A 22,248-nucleotide genomic window follows, 5' to 3' on the forward strand; every position below is an offset into this window, starting at 1 on the left:
CGGCCGATCCCCCAGACCGCGGCCTGGGCCGGGTCGGCGGGTGCCTCGGACCGGGCCGCCGACACCGCTCCCCGGGTGGCGCACCAGACGGGGGCGTCGATGCCGGCCGCGGCCACCGCCGCGACCAGCACGTCCGGCCGGGCCAGGCCGGCCGGAAGGGGCTCGTCCCCGGTGGCGAGCAGCGACAGCACGCCGGCGAACGGGGTGCCGAGCTCCTTCAGGCGGGCGGTCAGCCCGTCCTGGTCGGCGGGGTCGGCCTCGGCGCGGACGGTGTCGGTGCCGAGCGCGCCGGTCAGCGCGGCCGGCCACGGGTCGGTGGCGCGGCCCGCCGGGACGAGCACCAGCCAGCTCCCGGTGGGCGGTTGCGGGCCGGCCGTCGGAGCGGCCAGCGGCTTCCAGGTGACCCGGTAGCGCCAGGCGTCGACGGTGGACTGCTCGGAGCGCTTGCGGCGCCACGCGGACAGGGCCGGGACGAGTGCGGACAGGGCGGTGTCGTCGCCGAGTTCCAGGGTGGAGCCGAGCAGCTCCAGGTCCTCGCGCTCGACGGCGGACCAGAACGCGCTGTCCGCCGGGTCCGTGGCGGCGACCGGTGCGGGCGCGGGTTCCGGCCAGTACAGTTCGCGCTGGAAGGCGTAGGTCGGCAGGTCCACCCGGCGGGCGCCGGTGCCGTCGAAGTACGCGGCCCAGTCGACGGGCAGACCCGCGACGTGAAGCCGGGCCAGGCCGGTGACCAGGGCGGTCTCCTCGGCGCGGTCCTTGCGCAGCACGGCCGCGGCCACCGTCTCCCGGTCCACGATCTGCTGCACCAGCGCGGTCAGCACTCCGTCGGGACCGAGCTCCAGGAAGGCGTTCGCGCCCGCTTCGGCCATCACCCGGACGCCGTCGGCGAACCGGACGGTCTCCCGGATGTGGCGCACCCAGTACTCCGGTGTGCCGACCAGCTCGGGCGTCGCGATTCCGCCGGTCAGGTTCGACACCAGCGGGATCGACGGCCGCCCGAAGGAGAGGCCCGCCACCACGGCGCGGAACTCGGCCAGCATCGGCTCCATCAGCGGCGAGTGGAAGGCATGGCTCACCCGCAGCCGACTGGTCCTGCGACCCTTGGCCTCGAACTCCCCAGCAGCGCGCAGGACTTCGTCCTCGGCGCCGGACAGCACCACGGACTGCGGCCCGTTGACGGCGGCGATCGACAGCAACTCACCGAGTAGCGGAAGGACTTCGTCCTCCGTGGCCTGGACGGCCACCATCGCCCCGCCCGCGGGCAGCGCCTGCATCAGGCGGCCGCGGGCGGCCACCAGGGCGCAGGCGTCGGCCAGCGAGAACACCCCGGCCACGTGCGCGGCCGCGACCTCGCCGATCGAGTGTCCGGCGACGAACTCGGGCCGGACGCCCAGGGATTCCACCAGCCGGAAGAGCGCCACCTCGACCGCGAACAGAGCGGCCTGCGCGTGCGCGGTCCGGTCCAGCAGCTCGGCGTCCTCGCCCCGGACCACCTCGCGCACCGCCTCGAAGCCCGGCTGTGCGCACACCGCGTCGAAGGCCTCGGCGAACACCGTGAACCGGTCGTACAACTCCCGTCCCATGCCGAGGCGTTGCGAGCCCTGGCCGGAGAAGAGCACGGCCGGCGAGCGATCCGCGGCCACGCCCCGGGCCAGCTCGGCGCCGTCCAGCAGCACCGCCCGGTGCCCGAAGGCCGCCCGCCCCGAGGCGAGCGAGAATCCCACATCCAATGGGGACGGCCCACCCACTCCGGACACCCGCTCCAGCTGGGCGGCCAGTGCCGCCGACGACTTGCCTGACACCACCCACGGCGCCGCCGAGGGCGACACCACGGGCGCCTCGGCCGGAGCCTCGACGGTCGGCGCCTGCTCGACGATCACATGGGCGTTGGTCCCGCTGACACCGAAGGCGGAGACGCCCGCCCGGCGCGGTGCTCCGGTGGACGGCCAGGGCTGCGCCTCGCGCAGCAGCGTCACGGCGCCGCCGTCCCAGTCGACGTGCGAGGACGGCTCGTCCACGTGCAGCGTCCTCGGCAGCACGCCGTGCTGCATCGCCATGACCATCTTGATCACGCCCGCGACGCCCGCCGCCGCCTGGGTGTGCCCCAGGTTCGACTTGACCGCGCCGACCAGCAGCGGCCGTTCCCGGTCCCGCCCGTAGGCCGCGATCAGCGCGTTGGCCTCGATCGGGTCGCCCAGGGTGGTCCCGGTACCGTGCGCCTCCACCGCGTCGACCTGGGTGTGCGTCAGGCCGGCGTCGGCCAACGCCTCGCGCACGACGCGCTGCTGCGCGCGCCCGTTCGGCGCGGTCAGCCCGTTGCTCGCGCCGTCCTGGTTGACGGCCGCGCCGCGCAGGAGGCCCCAGATCCGGTGGCCGTTGCGGCGGGCGTCGGAGAGTCGTTCCAGCACGAGCACGCCCGCGCCCTCCGACCACGCCGTGCCGTCCGCCGAGTCGGCGAACGCCTTGCACCGGCCGTCGGGGGCCAGGCCGCCCTGGGCGGTGAACTCGATGAACGCGTCGGGGCTGGACATCACCGACACACCGCCGGCCAGCGCCAGCGAGCACTCGCCGCTGCGCAGCGTGCGCGCGGCCAGGTGCATGGCCACCAGGGCGGAGGAGCAGGCGGTGTCCACGGTGACGGCAGGGCCCTCCAGGCCCAGCGTGTAGGAGAGCCGCCCGGACATGACGCTGGCCGTGTTGCCGGTGGCGACGTGACCCTGGACCTCGACCGTGCCGCGGCGCAGCACCGAGGTGTAGTCCTGGCCGTTGGTGCCGACGAAGACGCCGGTGGCGCTGCCGCGCAGCGAGTCCGCGGCGATACCGGCCCGCTCCAGCGCCTCCCAGGTGGTCTCCAGCAGCAGCCGCTGCTGGGGGTCCATCGCGATCGCCTCGCGCGGCGAGATCCCGAAGAACGGGGCGTCGAACCGACCCACGCCGTCCAGGAATCCGCCCTGGAGCGTGGCCGAGGCGCCGTGCCCGAGGGTGTCGAGGTCCCAGCCCCGGTCGGTGGGGAAACCCGAGATCACGTCCTCCCCGCGCGCCAGCACCCGCCAGAGGTCCTCCGGGGACTCCACGGCGCCGGGGAAGCGGCAGCCGATGCCGACGATCGCGACCGGGTCGTCGTCGACGGCCCTGGGGGCCGGGGCGACGGTGTCGTGGTCCGGCAGCTCGCCGAGCAGTTCGGCGAGCAGGAAGTCGGCGAGCGCGTGCAGGTTGGGGTGGTCGTAGACCAGCGTGGCGGGCAGGCGCAGGCCGGTCGTGGCGTTCAGGGCGTTGCGCAGTTCGACGATGGTCAGCGAGTCGAAGCCGAGGTCGGTGAAGGCCTGGTCGGCCTCGACGGCCGCGGCGTCGGCGTGGCCGAGGACGGCGGCCACGTGGGCGCGCACCAGGTCCTGGACCAGGCGGGCGCGGGCAGCGCCGGTGAGCTCGGCCAGTCGCTGCCGCAGCCCGGACTCCCCGTCGGCCGCCGCGGACCGGTCCGCGGCCGGTGCCCGGCGCAGCTCGGGCAGGTCGGCGACCAGCGGGTTCGGCCGCAGGGTGGTGAACACCGCGGCGAACCGCTGCCAGTCGATGTCCGCCACGGCCACCACCGGCTCGTCCTGCCCGAGGGCGTGACCGAGTGCGGCCAGGGCGAGCCGGGGCGCCATCGGGGCGAAGCCGCCCCGGCGCACCCGCGCTTCGACACCGGCGCCGTCGGCGGCCATGCCGGCCCCGGCCCAGGGGCCCCAGGCGACGGAGGTCGCGGGCAGGCCCTCGGCCCGGCGGTGCTGCGCGAGGGCGTCCAGGGCCGCGTTGGCGGCGGCGTAGTTGGCCTGTCCGGCGGCACCGAACGTGCCGGTGGTGGAGGAGAAGAGGACGAAGGCCGTCAGGCCTGCGTCGCGGGTCAGCTCGTGCAGGTGCACCGCGGAGTCGAGCTTGGGCCGCATGACGGCCGCGAAGCTCTCGGCGGTCAGGGTGTCGAGGACGCCGTCCGCGACCACGCCGGCGGTGTGGAACACCGCGGTGAGCGGGAGCTCCTCGGGCACGGCGGCCAGCACGGCCGCCAGCCGCTCCCGGTCGGCGGTGTCGCAGGCGGCCACGGTGACCCTGGCCCCCAGCGCGGTGAGTTCACGGCTCAGCTCGTCCGCTCCCGGGGCCTCGGGGCCGCGGCGGCTGACCAGCAGCAGGTGCTCGGCGCCCCGGCCGGCCAGCCAGCGGGCGACGTGGCCGCCGAGGCCGCCGGTGCCACCGGTGACCAGCACGGTGCCTGTGGGGGTGAACGCCCGGTCCGCAGGCCGGTCGGCCGCCGGGTGCCGGGCGAGCCGCCGGGCGAAGGCGCCGGTGGGCCGCAGCGCCACCTCGTCCTCGCCGGTGGCTCCGGCCAGCACGGCCGACAGCCGGCGGACGGCCGTCTCGTCGACCGTCTCCGGCAGGTCGACCAGGCCGCCCCAGCGCTGCGGGTGTTCGAGCGCGACGCTGCGCCCGAGGCCCCAGACCGCACCCCGGGTGGGGTCGGTGAGGTGCTCGGAGCGGCCGGTCGTGACGGCGCCGCGGGTCAGGCACCAGAGCGGGGCCTCGATGCCGGCGTCGCCGAGTGCCTGCACCGCCATGGCGGTCGACAGCAGGCCGTCCCCGCCCAGCGCGAGCAACGCCAGAACCCCGGCGAACTCCTGCCTGTCGGAGGTGAGTTCACGCAGGCTCCGGGCCAGCTCGGCCCGGTCCGGCCCGCTGACCGCCAGCCGGACCGGGTCGTCGAACAGCGTGTCGAGCCACGCCTGACCGGCCGTCTCCCCGGCCGGCAGGAGGACCAGCCAGGTCCCGGTGGGACGCGTGGCCGGCGGGGCGGGGAGCGGCTTCCAGGTGACGCGGTAGCGCCAGCCGTCCACCGTCGAGCGGTCGCGTTGCCCGCGGCGCCAGGTCGACAGCGCGGGCACCATCACCCGCAGCGTGTCGTCGTCCAGGTGCAGTCCGGCGCCGAGCGCCGGCAGGTCGGCGCGCTCCACCGCGGACCAGAACTGCGCGTCCGCAGGGTCCGGTCGGCCGGCGGGCCGGACGGCGTCGGCCTCGGGCCAGTAGCGCCGGCGCTGGAACGGGTAGGTCGGCAGGTCGACGCGGCGGGCGCCGGTGCCGGCGAAGACCGCGTCCCAGTCCAGCGGCACACCGTTCGCGTGGAGCCGGGCGAGCGCGCCGGTGAGGGTCGCCTCCTCGGCACGACCGCGCCGCAGGGCCGCGATCGTGACCGGCTGCGCCGCGTCGCCGAGGGTGTCCCGGGCGGCACCGGCCAGCACCCCGTCGGGGCCCAGCTCCAGGAAGGTGGTGGTGCCCTGGTCGGCGAGCAGGCGCACGGCGTCCGCGAAGCGCACGGTGCGGCGGACCTGGTCGACCCAGTAGTCGGGCGAGCAGAGCTGCTCGGCGGTGGCGAGCCCGCCGGTGACGGTGGAGACCAGCGGGATCACCGGCGGGTGGTAGGTCACCGTGGCGGCGACCTCGGCGAACGCGGCGAGCATCGGGTCCATCAGCGGCGAGTGGAAGGCGTGCGAGACGCGCAGCCGCTTGGCCCGGCGCCCGTCGGCCGTGAACCGGTCGACCAGCGCCCGGACGGCCGCCTCCTCGCCCGCGACGACCAGGGAGGCCGGCGCGTTGACCGCGGCGATCGAGACCGCCGCGTCGAGCAGCGGCCGCACCTCCTCCTCGCCCACCTCCAGGGAGGCCATCGCGCCCCCGGCGGGCAGCGCGGCCATCAGCCGGCCGCGGGCCGCCACCAGGCGGCAGGCGTCGTCCAGGGAGAGCACGCCGGCCACGTGCGCGGCGGCGAGCTCGCCGACCGAGTGCCCGACCAGGTGGTCCGGCCGCAGGCCCCAGGACTCGACGAGCCGGTAGAGCGCCACCTCGACCGCGAACAGGGCGGGCTGGGTGAAGCCGGTGTCGTCCAGCAGCCCGGACTCCGGGGTGCCCGGCTCGGCGAACAGCACCTCCCTGACCGGGCGGTCGAGTTCGAGGTCGAAGCGGTTCAGGACGGCGTCCAGGGCCTCGGCGAACACCGGGTGGCGCTCGTAGAGCTCCCGGCCCATCGCCGGCCGCTGGCTGCCCTGTCCGGTGAAGAGGAAGGCCAGCCGGCCCCGGGCGGCCCGGCCGGTGACCAGGGCGCCGTCGGGCAGGCCGTCCCGCAGAGCGGTGAGGGCGCGTGCGAGCTCCTCGCGCTGCCCGGTCACCACGGCCGCCCGCCGCTCCAGTGCGGAGCGGGTGGTAGCGAGCGAGTGGGCCAGGTCGGTCAGCGGCAGCTGCGGCCGCCGGCCGAGCAGGGTGAGCACCTGGTCGGCCTGGGCGCGCAGCGCGAGGTCGGTCCGCGCGGAGAGCACCACCGGGACGGCGGACGGCGCGGCGGGCTCGGCGGCGGGCTCGGCGGCGGTGGGCCCGGCCGCGGCCGGCGCCTGTTCCAGGACGAGGTGCGCGTTGGTGCCGCTGAGGCCGAAGGAGGAGACGCCCGCACGGCGCGGCCGGCCGGTCGACGGCCACTCGCGCTGCTCGGTCAGCAGCTCGATCGCACCGGCCGACCAGTCGACGTGCGAGGACGGCCGGTCGACGTGCAGCGTGGGCGGTAGCACGCCCTGCCGCATCGCCATCACCATCTTGATCACGCCGGCCACGCCGGAGGCCATCTGGGTGTGGCCGATGTTCGACTTGACCGAGCCGAGCAGGAGCGGGTGCTCCCGGTCCTGGCCGTAGGTCGCCAGCAGCGCCTGGGCCTCGATCGGGTCGCCCAGCCGGGTGCCGGTGCCGTGGCCCTCCACGACGTCGACCTCGGTGGCGGTCAGCCGCGCGTTCGCCAGCGCCTGGCGGATCACCCGCTGCTGCGAGGGGCCGTTCGGCGCGGTCAGCCCGTTGGAGGCGCCGTCCTGGTTGACGGCGCTGCCCCGGACCACGGCCAGCACCCGGTGCCCGTTGCGCCGCGCGTCGGAGAGCCGCTCGACCAGGACCAGGCCGACGCCTTCGGCCAGGCTCATGCCGTCGGCGGCCTCGGCGTACGCCTTGCAGCGGCCGTCGACGGCCATCGCCCGCTGCCGGCTGAAGCCGACGAACGCGTTGGGCGTGGCCATGATGCTCACGCCGCCCGCGAGGGCGAGCGTGCTCTCACCGTTGCGCAGTGACTGGCAGGCCAGGTGGAGCGCGACCAGCGAGGAGGAGCACGCGGTGTCCAGGGTGACGGCCGGGCCTTCGAAGCCGAAGGTGTAGGAGAGCCGCCCGGACAGCACACTGGGGATGGTGCCGGTGATCAGGTGTCCTTCAGCGCCGTCCTGGCCGGAGCCGCCCGCGACGTAGTCCTGGTAGCTCGCGCCGATGAAGGTGCCGGTCCGGCTGCCGCGCAGCGCGGCGGGGTCGATCCCGGCCCGCTCCATCGCCTCCCAGCCGGTTTCCAGCAGCAGACGCTGCTGCGGGTCCATCGCCAGCGCCTCGCGCGGCGAGATGCCGAAGAACGCGGCGTCGAAGTCGGCGGCCTCGTGCAGGAAGCCGCCGCGGACCGAGTAGGTGCGGCCCGGGCGGTCCGGGTCCGGGTCGTACAGCCCCTCGGTGTCCCAGCCACGGTCGGGCGGGAACTCCGTGATGGCGTCCCCACCCTGGGAGACCAGCTGCCACAGGGCCTCGGGCGAGCCGGCCCCGCCGGGGTAGCGGCAGCTCATGCCGATGATGGCGATCGGGTCCTCGTCGGCGGCGCCGCCCGCGTGCTGCGGCACGGCGGTGGCCGCCGCCGATGCGCCGGCGATCCGCGTGCGCAGGAACTCCACCAGTGCGAGGGGGTTCGGGTAGTCGAAGACCATGGTGCTGGGCAGGGTCAGCCCGGTCACGCCGGCCAGCCGGTTGCGCAGGTCCACGGCGGTCAGCGAGTCGAAGCCGACCTCGCGGAACGCCCGCTGCTCGGACAGCACCTCGGGCGAGGCGTGCCCCAGCACGGTGGCCGCCTCGGCGCGGACGAGGTCCAGCAGCACCCGGCCCTGCTCGCCGCCCGGCAGCGCCCGCAGCCGGGCGGCGAACTCGCCGTCGCCGGCCGGGCGTTCGGCCTCCGCCAGGAGGCGCTGTACCTCCGGGATGCGCTCGAAGAGCGCGGTCGGGCGGCCGGAGGTGAAGACCGGGTGGTAGCGATCCCAGTCGATGTCGGCGACGGCCAGCACGCCCTGCTCGTCGAGGGCCTGGCGCAGTGCGGCCAGGGCCTGCTGCGGCTCCATGAAGACCAGGCCGCTGCGGCGGATCTGGCCCGGGTCGACCCGGCCGAGTTCGAGGTCGTCGGCCCAGATGCCCCACGAGACGGAGGTGGCGCGGGCGCCGCGGGCCCGGCGGTGCTCGGCCAGCGCGTTGAGGTAGGCGTTGGCCGCGACGTACGCGGCGTGCTGCCCGCTGCCCCACATGCCCGCGGTGGAGGAGTAGAGGACGAAGGCGTCGAGCTGCTCGTCGTCGAGGAGTTCGTCGAGGTGCCGGGCACCGGCGACCTTGGCGTGCACGACCCGGGCGAAGGCCTCGGGGGTCGTTTCGTCCAGCGAGGCGAGTTCGATCACGGCAGCCGTGTGCACCACCGTGCGGACGGTGTGGCCCTCGGCCTCCAGCTCCGCCAGCAGGCGGGCGACCGCGTCGCGGTCGGTGAGGTCGCAGGAGACCACGGTGGCCTGGCAGCCCCGCTCGGCGAGCTCGGCGAGCAGTTCGGCCGCGCCGGGCGCCGCCATGCCCCGGCGGCTGGTCAGCACCAGCCGCTCGGCGCCCTGTTCGGCGAGCCAGCGGGCCAGGTGCGGGCCGAGCGTACCGGTGCCGCCGGTCACCAGGGTGGTGCCGCGCGGCGTCCACCCGGCGGCGGGCTCGGTGGCGGCCGCGGCGGCGCGCACGATCCTCCGGGCGAGCGCGCCGGAGGGCCGGACGGCGACCTGGTCCTCGCCGGTGCCGCCCGCGAGGACGGCGGCCAGCCGCTCGCCGGCCCGACGGTCCAGGGTCTCGGGCAGGTCGACCAGACCGCCCCAGCGCTGCGGGTGCTCCAGCGCGACCGTCCAGCCCAGGCCGTGGATCTGCGCCTGGACGGGGTTGGTCAGCCGGTCGGCCCGCCCGGTGGAGACGGCGCCGCGGGTGACGCACCAGAGCGGCGCGTCGATGCCCGCGTCGCCCAGGGCCTGGACCAGGGCGAGGGTCAGCGCGAGGCCCGCGGAGAGCGCCGGGTGGCGCTCGCTGGGCGCCTCGTCGGCGGCCAGCGCCGACACAATGCCGGCGAACTCCCCCAGGCCCCCCGGCTCGCCCAGCTCCCGGAGGCGTTCGGCCAGGGCGGCCCGGTCGGTGCCGGCCCCGTCCAGCACCAGTCGCCGTAGCTGCGCGCCGTGCGCCGTCAGCGCCTCGGCCACGTCGTCGGCGGCCGCGGTTGCGGACGCGGACGCGCCCGTGACGAGCAGCCAGCTGCCCGGGAGGGTGGCCGGACCCAGCCCGCCGAGCGGCTCCCACACGGCGCGGTAGCGCCAGGAGTCGACCGTGGCGCGGTCGCGCCGGCGACGGCGCCAGTCGGACAGCGCGGGCAGCACCGGGGCCAGCGAGGTGCGGTCGAGCCGCAGGCTCGCGGCGAGCGTGTCCACGTCCTCCTGTTCGACGGCGGTCCAGAACGCGGCGTCCGCCGGATCCGCCGCGCCCGCGGCCGGCGCCGGGGCCGGGACGGCCCACAGGTGCTCCCGCTGGAAGGCGTACGTCGGCAGGTCGACCCGGCGGGCGCCGGTGCCCGCGAAGACCGGGGCCCAGTCCACCCGCACGCCCTGGACGTGGGCCTCGGCGAGCGAGGCCAGGAAGCGGTCCATGCCGCCCTTGTCGCGGCGCAGCGTGCCGATGGCGCTCGCCCGCGCGCCGGCGTCCTCGGCGGTCGCCTGGACGGTCATGGTGAGCACCGGGTGCGAGCTGACCTCGACGAACACCGAGTGTTCCTGGGCGAGCAGTTCCCGCACGGCGGGGTCGAAGGCCACGGTCTGCCGCAGGTTGCGGTACCAGTACCCGGCGTCCAGCCCGGTGGTGTCCAGCCAGTCGCCGGTCACGGTGGAGAAGAACGGCAGCCGGGCGGCCCGCGGGCGCACCGGCGCCAGCACCGTCAGCAGCTCCTCCCGCACCAGCTCCACCTGGGTGGAGTGCGAGGCGTAGTCCACGGCGATCCGCCGGGCCCGGACGCCCTCGGCGGCCAGGTCGGCGATCAGCGCGTCCAGCTGCTCCGGCGGGCCGGCGACGACCACGGTGCGCGGTCCGTTGACAGCGGCGACGCAGACGTCCCCGCCGCGGGCCCGCAGGAGCTCCTCGGTCTCGGCCGCCGCCAGTGGGACGGACACCATGCCGCCGGAACCGGCCAGCACCCGGGCGATGGCCCGGCTGCGCAGCGCGACCACCCGGGCCGCGTCCTCCAGCGACAGGGCCCCGGCCACGGCGGCGGCGGCGATCTCGCCCTGCGAGTGCCCGAGGACGGCGTCGGGCACGACGCCGTACGACTGCCACAGGTGGGCCAGCGACACCATGACCGCGAACGACGCGGGCTGGACGACGTCGACCCTCCCCCAGCCTCCGGCCGGGGGTGCCCCCACCAGCGACGGCGCGCCGTCGGCCTGGCGCAGCACGTCGACCAGCGACCAGTCGACGAAGGCCGACAGCGCGGCGGCGCACTCGTGCAGGCGCTCGGCGAAGACCGGCGACTCGTCCAGCAGCCGCGCGCCCATGCCCGCCCACTGGGAGCCCTGGCCGGGGAAGACGAAGACGGTCCGGCCCCCGGCCGCCGCGACGCCGTGCACCACGCTCGCCGAGGACCGGCCCGTGCCCAGGGCAGCCAGCCCCTCCCGCAGGGTCGCGGAGTCGGTGCCGAGGACCACCGCGCGGTGGTCGAACAGTGCGCGCGAGCCGACCAGCGAGTGACCGACGTCGACGGGGCGCAGCTCCGGGTCGTGGGCGGCGAGGTTGGCGGCCTGGGCCCGCAGCGCGCCCGGCGTCCGGGCGGACAGCACCCAGGGGACGACCTTCCCGGCCGGGTGGACCGCCCGGTCCTCCTCGACCACGGGAGGCCGCGGAGCCTCCTCCAGGACGGCGTGCGCGTTGGTGCCGCTGATCCCGAAGGACGACACCGCGCAGCGCCTGGTCCGCTCGCCCTCCGGCCACTCGACGGAGTCGTTGAGCAGGGACACCGTGCCCGGGGTCCAGTCGATGTGCGAGGACGGCCGGTCCGCGTGCAGGGTGCGCGGCAGCGTCCCGTGACGCATCGCCAGCACCATCTTGATGATGCCGGCGACGCCCGCCGCCGACTGGGTGTGGCCGATGTTGGACTTGACCGAGCCCAGCAGCAGCGGGCGCTGCGGATCGCGGTCACGGCCGTAGGTGGCCTGGAGGGCCTGCGCCTCGATCGGGTCGCCGAGCGAGGTGCCGGTGCCGTGCGCCTCGACGGCGTCGATGTCGCCCGCGTCGAGCCCGGCGTTGCTCAGCGCCTGCCGGATCACCCGCTGCTGGGCGGGGCCGTTGGGCGCGGTGAGGCCGTTGCTGGCGCCGTCCTGGTTGATGGCCGACCCCCGCACCACGGCGAGGATCCGGTGGCCGTTGCGCTCGGCGTCACCGAGCCGTTCCAGGACGAGCACGCCGACGCCCTCGGCGAGGGTCATGCCGTCGGCGTCCTCGGCGAAGGACTTGCACCGGCCGTCGGCGGCGAGCGCCCGCTGCCGGCTGAAGGCGATGAAGGAGGCCGGGTTGGTCATCACCGTCGCGCCGCCGGCCAGGGCCAGCGAGCTCTCGCCGTTGCGCAGCGACTGGCAGGCCAGGTGCAGCGCGACCAGCGAGGAGGAGCACGCGGTGTCCACGGTGACGGCCGGGCCCTCCAGCCCGAACAGGTAGGCGAGCCGCCCGGACAACACGCTCGGGCTGCTCCCGGTCACGGCGTGGCCGGCGGAGCCGTCCGCCATGCCGAGCCCGTACTCCTGGTAGGTCGAGCCGATGAAGGTACCGGTGGGGCTGCCGTGAACGGTGCCCGGGTCGATGCCGGCGGACTCGAAGGCCTCCCAGGTGGTCTCCAGCAGCAGGCGCTGCTGCGGGTCCATCGACAGTGCCTCGCGCGGCGAGATGCCGAAGAAGCCGGGGTCGAACTCGCCGGCGTCGTGCAGGAAGCCGCCCTGCACGGTGTAGGCCTTGCCCGGTGCGTCCGGGTCCGCGTCGTACAGGTCGGTGGTGTCCCAGCCCCGGTTGACCGGGAACTCGGAGATGGCGTCGGTGCCCTGGGAGACCAGCTCCCAGAACTGCTCCGGCGAGCGGACCCCACCGGGCAGCCGGCAGCCCATGCCGACGATCGCGATCGGCTCGTCGAACCGCCCGGTGGCGGCGGCCGCGGTGGCTGCCCCGGCCTCGGCGAGGCCGAGGATCCGGCCGCGCAGGAAGCCGGCCAGAGCCAGCGGGGTCGGGTAGTCGAAGGCCATCGTGCTCGGCAGCGCGAGGCCGGTCAGCGTGGCCAGCCGCTTGCGCAGCTCCACGGCGGTCAGCGAGTCGAAGCCCGCGTCGCGGAAGGCGCGCTTCTCCGCCACTCCTTCGGCGGAGGAGTGCCCGAGGACGACGGCCGCCTCGCGGCGGACCAGGTCGACCAGCGTCCGCTGCTGCTCGGCCTCGCCCAGGCCGGCCAGCCGGCGGGCGAAGTCCGACGCGACTCCGTCGACCTCCTGCACCGCCGTCAGGACCGCTCGGGCCTCCGGTAGTTCGGCGAGCAGCGCGCTCGGCCGGGCGGCGGTGAAGACCGGCGCGTACCGCTCCCAGTCGACGTCGGCGACCGTCACGGTCACTTCGCGCTGGAGCACCGCGCGGCGCAGCTCGGCGATCGCCGATTCGGGGGCCAGGAACCGCAGCCCCTGCCGGCCCAGGCTCTCCGCGACAGCCTCGTGGGCGGCCATGCCGGCCCCGGCCCACGGGCCCCAGGCCACCGAGGTGGCGGCCAGACCGCGGGCCCGCCGGTGCTCGGCGAGCGCGTCGAGGTAGGCGTTCGCGGCGCCGTAGGCGCTCTGCCCGGCGCTGCCCCAGACTCCCGCGACGGAGGAGACCAGGACGAAGAAGTCCAGTTCGCGGTCGCCGAGCAGGGCGTCGAGGTTGGCCGCGCCGCGCAGCTTCGCCGAGGTCAGCCCGGCGATGTCGGCCAGCGGTGTCGCGGCGAGCGGCGCGGCCTGACCGACTCCCGCCGCGTGCACCACGCCGGTCAGCGGGTGGTCGGCCTCGATGGTGGCCAGCAGGGTGGCCAGTTGCTCCGGGTCGGCGACGTCGCAGGCCGCGACGGTCACCCGGGCGCCCGACTCTTCCAGCTCGGCGACGAGCTCCCGGGTGCCGGGGGCGTCCGGGCCGCGCCGGCCGGTCAGCACCAGGTGCTGTGCGCCGCTGAGGGCGAGCCAGCGGGCGGTCTCGGCGCCGAGAGCGCCGGTACCGCCGGTGATCAGCACCGTCCCGGTGGCGGTGAAGTCGGCGGCCTGCGGCAGTTCGGCGCCGGGGTGGCGGACCAGGCGCCGGCCGTGGGCGGTGCCCGCGCGCAGCGCGAGCTGGTCCTCGGTGCCCTCCCCGCCGCGCGCCGCCAGCACGCTGACCAGTCGTTGCACGGTCGGCGTGTCGAGCACGGGAGGGAGGTCGACGAGCCCGCTCCACTGCTGCGGGCGCTCCAGCGCGGCCGCCCGCCCCAGGCCCCAGACCGCGGCCTGGACGGGGTTGCCCAGCGGGTCACCGGCGCCGACCGAGACCGCGCCCCGGGTCACCGTCCAGAGCGGGGCGGTCGAGTCGGTGTCGCCCAGGGCCTGGGCGAGCACCGCACTCAGGGCGAAGCCGAGCGGCAGCCCGGCCGTGGTGAGCTCCGGCCGGTCGGCCAGCGGGAGCAGCGACAGGACGCCGGAGAGTTCGTCGAACGCGCCGATCCGGGAGGCCAGTTCGGCCCGGTCGAGGCAGTCCTCGGAGAGCACCAGCCGCTCGAACCGCGCTCCGTGGCCGCGCAGTGCGTCCAGCAGCCCGGTGTCCTCGGCCCCGTCGGCGGTGACCACCAGCCAGCAGCCGTCCAGCACCGGCGCCGCGCTCGCGCGCACCGGCTTCCACTCCACCCGGTAGCGGGCGGCGTCCAGCAGGGTCTGTTCCTGCCGGTGGCGGCGCCAGTTCGACAGGGCGGGCAGCAGGGCGTACAGGTTGGCGTGCTGCTCGTCGCGCAGGCCGAGCAGGACGGCCAGCTCGGCGGCGTCGCCGCGGTCGACCGCTCCCCACAGCGCCGTGTCGGCGGGGTCGGCGGCGGTCCCGGTGCCGGGGGCGGCCGTGAGCTCGGGCCAGTACCGCTCGTGCTGGAAGGCGTAGGTCGGCAGGTCGACGCGGTTCGCTCCGGTCCCGGCGTAGAACTGCTCCCAGTCCACCGGGATCCCGCGCACGTGCAGCCGGGCCAGTGCCGTGGCGGCGGCCTGCTCCTCGGCGCGGTCGGCGCGCAGCAGCGGCACCAGGTCCAGGCCTTCCTCGTCGCCCAGGGTGTCCTGGGCGAGCGCGCAGAGCACGCCGTCGGGGCCGAGCTCCAGGAAGGTGGTGGTGCCCGAGGCGCGCAGGGTGCGCACGCCGTCGGCGAAGCGGACCGTGCGACGCACCTGCTCGGTCCAGTAGTCGGGCGAGGCCAGCTGCTCCCCGGTCGCGGGCCGGCCGGTCACGCTCGACACCAGGGCGATGAGCGGCTCGCGGAACGCGAGCGTGCCGACCACCTGCCGGAACTCCGCCAGCATCGGGTCCATCAGCGGCGAGTGGAACGCGTGCGAGACGCGCAGCCGCCTGGTCTTGCGCCCCTGGTCGGCGAACTGCCCGGCGATCCGGACGGCTTCGTCCTCGTCCCCGGCGATCACCACGGCCCGCGGGCCGTTGACCGCCGCCACCGACACGCCCGCCGTGAGCAGCGGTTGCACCTCCTCCTCGGTGGCCTGGACGGAGATCATCGCGCCGCCGGCCGGCAGCGCCTGCATCAGCCGGGCGCGGGCGCAGACCAGCGTGGCCGCGTCCGGCAGCGAGAGCACGCCCGCGACGTGCGCGGCGGCGATCTCGCCGACCGAGTGGCCGAGCAGCGCGGCGGGGCGGACGCCCCAGGACTCGACGAGCCGGTGGAGCGCGACCTCGATCGCGAAGAGCGCGGGCTGCGCGTAGCCGGTCCGCTCCAGCAGGGCGGCCTCGGGGGTGTCCCCCGCGGCGAACAGCACCTCGTGCAGCGGCCGCTCCAGCCGGGTGTCCAGCTGTGCCAGCACCTCGTCCAGCGCCTGTGCGAACACCGGGAAGCGGGCGTGCAGTTCACGGCCCATCCCGAGCCGCTGCGAGCCCTGGCCGGTGAACAGGAAGGCCGGGCGGCCCGCACCGCCGGTCTCGCCCTCGATCAGCCCTGCGGCGGGCGCCCCCTCGGCCAGTGCGGCGAGCGCGTGCAGCAGCTCCTCCCGGCCGCCGGTGACGACCGCGCGCTGCTCGAAGCCGGACCGGGTGGTCGCGAGGGACAGGCCGATGTCGGCCGGCCGCAGCTCCGGACGTTCCGTCACGAAGGCGCGCATCCGGGCCGCCTGGTCACGCAGCGCTGCCCGGTTGCGGCCGGCGAGCGGCCAGGCGGCCACGCCCGGCGTGATCGCGGCCGCCTGCGACACCTCGGGCTGCTGCGGCGCCTGCTCGACGATCAGGTGCGCGTTGGTGCCGCTGAAGCCGAACGAGGAGATGCCGGCCCGGCGCGGCCGGCCCGTCCGCGGCCAGGGCAACTGCTCGGTGACGGGCTCCACCGCCCCGGCCTCCCAGTCCACGTGGGAGGAGGGCCGCTCGGCGTGCAGCGTGCCCGGGATGACGCCGTGGCGCATCGCCATGACCATCTTGATCACGCCGGCGACGCCCGCGGCCGCCTGGGTGTGGCCGATGTTCGACTTGATCGAGCCGAGGTGGAGCGGGAGTTCGCGGTCCTGACCGTAGGTGGCGAGCAGCGCCTGCGCCTCGATCGGGTCACCGAGGGTGGTGCCGGTGCCGTGGCCCTCGACCACGTCCACGTCGGCGGCGCGCAGCCCCGCGGCGGCCAGCGCCTGGCGGATCACCCGCTGCTGCGAGGGACCGTTCGGCGCGGTCAGCCCGTTGGAGGCGCCGTCCTGGTTGACGGCGCTGCCCCGGACCACGGCCAGCACCCGGTGTCCGTTGCGCCGCGCGTCGGAGAGCCGCTCCAGGACGAGCACGCCGACGCCCTCGGACCAGCCGACCCCGTCGGCACTGTCCGAGTAGGCCTTGCAGCGGCCGTCCGGGGAGAGCCCGCGCTGGCGGGAGAACTCGATCAGCGAGGTCGGGGTGGACATCACCGTGACGCCGCCGGCCAGGGCCAGCGAGCACTCGCCGGCCCGCAGGGCCTGCATCGCCCAGTGCATGGCGACCAGCGAGGAGGAGCACGCGGTGTCGACGGTGACGGCCGGGCCCTCCAGCCCGAGGGTGTAGGAGACCCGCCCGGAGGCAATGCTCGGTGAGGTGCCGCTGCCCTGGTACCCCTCGTACTGGCCGCCGGTCAGGTGGGCCGCGTAGTCGTTGTACATCACGCCGGCGAAGACGCCCGTCCGGCTGCCGCGCAGCGAGAGCGGGTCGATCCCGGCGCGTTCGATCGCCTCCCAGGAGGCCTCCAGCAGCAGCCGCTGCTGCGCGTCGGTGGCCAGCGCCTCGCGCGGGCTCATCCCGAAGAACGCGGGGTCGAACTCGGCGGCCTCGTGCAGGAACCCACCGAACCGGGTGTAGGCCGTACCGAGGTGGTCCGGGTCCGGGTCGTAGAGCGCGTCGAGGTTCCAGCCGCGGTCGGTGGGCAGCCCGGAGATCGCGTCGGTGCCCTCGCTGACCAGACGCCACAGGTCCTCGGGCGAGGCGACCCCGCCCGGGTAGCGGCAGCCCATGCCGACGATCACGATCGGGTCGCCGTCGGCGGCGACGGACGGGGCGTCGACCGGCCGGTCGTCGCCGGCGTCCGTCAGCTGCTCCAGCACGTGCCCGGCCAGCGCCGTCACCGTCGGGTAGTCGAAGACCACGGTGGCCGAGGTCCGCAGGCCGGTGGCGGTACTGAGCCGGTTGCGCAGTTCCACGGCGGTGAGCGAGTCGAACCCGAGGTCCTGGAACCGGCGCAGCGGGTCGACGTCCGCCGTGCCCGTGTGCCGGAGCACCGCGGCCACCTGGGCCCGGACCAGCTCCACGACCGCCTCGGTGCGGCCCGCCGCGTCCAGCCGGGAGAGCCGCTGCACGAGGCTCGCGGCCGCCTCCGAGCCGGCCACCACCGAGCGCCGGACGGGAGTGCGGATCAGCCCGCGCAGCAGCGGCGGCACCTCACCCCGGGCGCGCAGCGCCGCGAGGTCCAGGCGTACCGGCAGCAGCGCGGGGGTGTTCAGGGCGAGCGCGGCGTCGAAGAGCGCCACGCCGTCCCGTTCGGTGAGCGCGGGTGTGCCCAGCCGGGCCAGCCGTTCCTGCTCGGCCTCGGTCAGGCCGCCGGTCATGCCGCCCGACGGCGCCCACGGGCCCCAGCCCAGCGAGACGCCCGGCAGGCCCTCGGCGCGGCGCAGCCGGACGAGGGCGTCGGCGAAGGCGTTGGCGGCGGCGTAGTTGCCCTGCCCCGCCGCCCCGACGGTGCCGGAGAGGGAGGAGAAGACGACGAAGGCGGCGAGGTCGAGCCCGCGGGTCTCCCGGTGCAGGTGCCAGAGCGCGTCGGCCTTGGGCCGCAGCACCGCGCTGATCCGCTCCGGCGTCAGCGAGTCGATCACGCCGTCGTCCAGCACGCCGGCGGTGTGCACCACCGCGGTGAGCGGGTGTGCGGCGGGTATGCCGGCCAGCAGCCGCCGGAGCGCCGCGCGGTCGGTCAGGTCGCAGGCCGCGACGGTGACGTGCGCACCCAGGTCGCGCAGCTCGGCGGCCAGGGCCGCGGCCCCCTCGGCCGCCCCGCCGCGCCGGCTCGCCAGCAGCACGTGCCGCACGCCGCGCCCGGTGACCAGGTGTCGGGCCAGCACCTGGCCCAGCCCACCCGTCCCGCCGGTGACCAGCACTGTGCCCTCGGGGTTCCAGTCGGTACCGCCACCGGCCCCGTCGGCAGGGCCGGTCCGGGCCAGCCGGGCGACCAGCACGGCACCGTCCCGGACGGCCAGCTGCGGCTCGTCGGTGGCGAGCGCCCGGGCGGGGACGGCGGCGGTGGTCGGATCGAGGTCCAGCAGCCCGAAGCGGCCGGGGTGCTCGGCCTGTGCGGACCGCACCAGGCCCCAGACGGCGGCCGCCGCCGGGTCGCTCACCCCCTCGCCGGCCACGGCCACCGCGCCGCGGGTCACGAAGACCAGGCGCGAGTCGGCGCACGCGTCGTCCCGCAGCCAGGACTGCATCTGTTCCAGTACCCGCCCCGTCAGGGCGTGCGCCGACCCGACCGGGCCGTCACCGGGGTCGCCCACCACCGGTGCCAGAACGACCGCGGGCAGCGGTGCCGTGCCGTCGGCCGGTTCGAAGCCGAGTCCGAACGGGTCCTCTCCGAGCACCGCGACCGACTCGGGCGCGCTCGCCGGGCCACCGCGCAGCCGGGGCCAGCCCAGCTCGAACATCGCCTCGCGCAGCAGGGCGCCGGTCGCGCCCGTCCGCTCGTCGGGCAGCGCGCGCAGCACCAGCGACCCGATCGAGGCGACCGGCCTGCCCTCGGTGTCGTCCACCGTGATCGACACCGCGTCGTCCGCGGCCCAGCCGAGCCGCACCCGCAGGGCGGAGGCGCCACTGGCGTGCAGGGTGACGTCCTGCCAGGCGAACGGCAGCGCGCCGCGCACGTGCTCGCCGAGCTCCAGGAAGGCGCAGGCGTGCAGCGCGGCGTCGAGCAGCGCGGGGTGCAGGCCGAAGGCCGCGGCCTCGGCGCCGGCGCGCTCGGGCAGCGCCACCTCGGCGAACACCTCCTCGCCCCGGCGCCACGCTGCGCGCAGGCCCTGGAAGACGGGCCCGTACCCGAAGCCGCTGTCGGCGAGCCGCTCGTACAGCCCGTCCAGGGCCAGCGGCTCGGCGTCGGCCGGCGGCCAGGCCCCGGTGGTGACCTGCTCGTACCCGGCCCGCTCCTCGCCGGCCGCCAGGATGCCCGCGGCGTGCTGCGTCCACGGCCGGTCCTCGGCCCCATCGGGGCGGGAGTGGATGCCAAGTGTGCGCCGGCCCGACTCGTCGGGGCTTCCGACCCACACCTGCACCTGCACCCCGCCCTGCTCGGGCAGGGTCAGTGGGGCGATCAGCGTGAGGTCCTCGACCAGCTCGCACCCGACCTCGTCACCGGCGTGCACGGCCAGTTCCAGGAAGGCGGTGCCGGGCACCAGCACGACGCCGCGGACGGCGTGGTCGGCCAGCCAGGGGTGGGCCTGTACGGAGAGCCGCCCGGTCAGCAGCAGGCCCTCCGAGTTCGCCAGCGACACGGCGGCGGCCAGCAGCGGATGGTGCGCGGCGCCGAGTCCGGCGGCGCGCACGTCGCCGGCGCGGCTCAGCACGGTCCTGGGCCAGAACCGGCGGTGCTGGAACGCGTAGGTCGGCAGGTCGGCCGGGCGGGCGCCGGTGCCGGCGAAGTACGGCTGCCAGCGGACCGGGATCCCGCGGACGTGCAGGCCGGCCACCGCCTCGGTGAGCGTTTCGGTCTCCGGGCGGCCCGCCCGCAGCGCGGGCAGTGCCACCGGGCCGCTGTCGCCGCCCTCGTCCAGGCAGGCCCGGGTCAGCGTGCTGAGCACGCCGTCGGGGCCGAGCTCCAGGAAGGTCCGCGTGCCGTGACCGCTCAGCCAGGAGACGGCGTCGGCGAACCGGACGGCCCGGCGGGCGTGGTCGACCCAGTACTCGACGGAGGTCAGCTGCGCGACCGTGGCCGGGACGCCGGTCAGCGTCGAGACCACGGGCAGCACGGGTGCCTGCGGCGACAGGCCCCCGACCACCGCGCGGAACTCCTCCAGCATCGGGTCCATCAGCGGCGAGTGGAACGCGTGCGAGACGCGCAGCGGCCGCACCCGGCGGCCCAGCGCGGTGAAGTGCTCGGCGACGGCGGCGGCCGCCTCGGCCGTGCCGGAGACGACCACGGCGGCGGGGCCGTTGACGGCGGCGATCGAGACCTGCTCGCACCGGGCGGCGACCAGCGGTGCGACCTCGTCCTCGCTCGCCTGGAGCGCGATCATCACCCCGCCGGCGGGCAGCGCCTGCATCAGCCGGCCGCGGGCCAGCACCAGGGTCGCGGCGTCGGCGAGCGAGAACACCCCGGCCACGTGCGCGGCGGCGATCTCGCCGATCGAGTGCCCGGCGAGGTAGTCCGGCCTGACGCCCCAGGACTCGACCAGCCGGTGGAGCGCCACCTCGATCGCGAAGAGTGCGGGCTGCGCGTACTCCGTGCGGTCCAACAGGTCCGCCTCGGGCGTGCCCTCGGCCGCGAACAGCACCTCGCGCAGCGGCCGCGCCGGCCCGGCGTCCAGCTGCGCCAGCACCTCGTCCAGCGCCTGCGCGAACACCGGGAAGCGGGCGTACAGTTCACGCCCCGTCCCGAGCCGCTGCGAGCCCTGGCCGGCGAACAGGAAGGCGAGCCTGCCGCGGCCCTGGGGGCTGCCCCGCAGCAGACCGGCCGGCGCCGGTTCGCCGTCGGCCAGGCCCCGCAGCGCGGCCAGCGCCTGCGAGCGGTCGGCGGCGACCACGGCCGCACGGTGCTCCAGCCCGGACCGGGTGGTGGCCAGGGAGAAGGCGGTGTCGGTGTCGCCGGGGGCCGCGCCGGAGTCGAGGAAGGCCACCAGCCGCTCGGCCTGGGCACGCAGCGCGTCGGGGGTCCGGCCGGACACCAGCCAGGGCAGTTCCCGCGCACCGGTGGGTTCCTCCGGCGCTTCGTCGGTCTCGGGCGCGGGGGCCTGCTCGATGATCGCGTGCGCGTTGGTGCCGCTGAGCCCGAAGGAGGAGACGCCGGCCCGGCGCGGCTCGGACCGCTGCGGCCACTCGGTCCGCTCGGTGAGCAGCCGCACCGCCCCCGCCGTCCAGTCGACGTGCGAGGACGGCGCGTCGACGTGCAGGGTCTTCGGCAGGACCCCGTGCCGCATCGCCAGCACCATCTTGATCACACCCGCGACACCGGCCGCGGCCTGGGTGTGGCTGATGTTCGACTTGACCGACCCGAGGAGCAGCGGGCGTTCGGGGTCGCGGCCCTGCCCGTAGGTGGCCAGCAGCGCCTGCGCCTCGACCGGGTCGCCGAGCGTGGTCCCGGTGCCGTGCGCCTCCACCACGTCGACCTGGTCGGCCGAGAGCCGGGCGTTGACCAGCGCCTGTTCGATCACCCGCTGCTGCGAGGGGCCGTTCGGCGCGGTCAGGCCGTTGGAGGCGCCGTCCTGGTTGACGGCGGTGCCGCGCACCACGGCCAGCACCTGGTGCCCGTTGCGTCGCGCCTCGGAGAGCCGCTCCAGCACCAGCACGCCGACGCCCTCGGCCCAGCCGGTGCCGTTCGCCGAGTCGGCGAACGAGCGGCAGTACCCGTCGGCGGCCAGCCCGCCCTGGCGGGCGAACTCGACGAAGGTGGTGGGGCTGGACATGACGGTGACGCCGGCGGCGAGCGCCAGCGTGCTCTCCCCCGAGCGCAGCGACTGCGCGGCCAGGTGCAGCGCCACCAGCGAGGAGGAGCAGGCGGTGTCCACGGTGACAGCCGGGCCCACCGCCCCGAAGAAGTAGGAGAGCCGGCCGGAGATGATGCTGGTGGCGTTGCCGGTAAGGACGAAGCCCTGCACGTCGTCGTCCGGGCCCACCCGGTAGTCCTGGGGCATCGCGCCGACGAATACACCGGTCCGGGTGCCCCGGAGCGAGGTGGGGTCGATGCCCGCCCGCTCGAAGGCCTCCCAGGAGGACTCCAGCAGGACGCGCTGCTGCGGGTCCATGGACAGCGCCTCGCGCGGCGAGATGCCGAAGAAGTCGGGGTCGAACTCGGGTGCGCCGTGCAGGAACCCGCCGCGGACCTCGACCTGCCCGTCCCCCGCGGCGAACTCCCAACCGCGGTCGGCCGGGAAGCCCGAGATGCCGTCCTCACCGTTGACCAGCATGGTCCAGAGGTCCTCCGGGTTGGCCACGCCACCCGGGTAGCGGCAGCTCATCCCGACGATGGCGATCGGCTCGTTCGCCGCCGCCTCCAGTTCGCTCACCCGCTGCCGCGAGCGCTGGAGGTCCGCGCCCGCCCGCTTGAGGTAGTCCCGGAGCTTCTGTTCCTTGTCCATATCAACTCAACCCATCTGGAAGACCGGCGGACAGCAGGCGATTCGATGTGGACAGCCG

1 protein-coding gene (running past one end of the window) is annotated in these 22,248 nt (G+C 76.1%); it reads right to left on the reverse strand.

What is annotated here, in order from left to right:
• Nucleotides 1-22,190: the 5' portion of a type I polyketide synthase gene (locus tag OH807_RS06050; protein WP_406194814.1), read on the reverse strand. The gene continues 6,106 nt to the left of window position 1, outside the view; 22,190 of the gene's 28,296 nt are visible here — the first part of the coding sequence; it begins with the start codon at nucleotides 22,188-22,190; its stop codon lies beyond the left edge, outside the window.
• Nucleotides 22,191-22,248: the final 58 nt, after the last annotated feature.

The sequence above is a fragment of the Kitasatospora sp. NBC_01560 genome (genome assembly GCF_045208415.1).
GTDB lineage: Bacteria > Actinomycetota > Actinomycetes > Streptomycetales > Streptomycetaceae > Kitasatospora.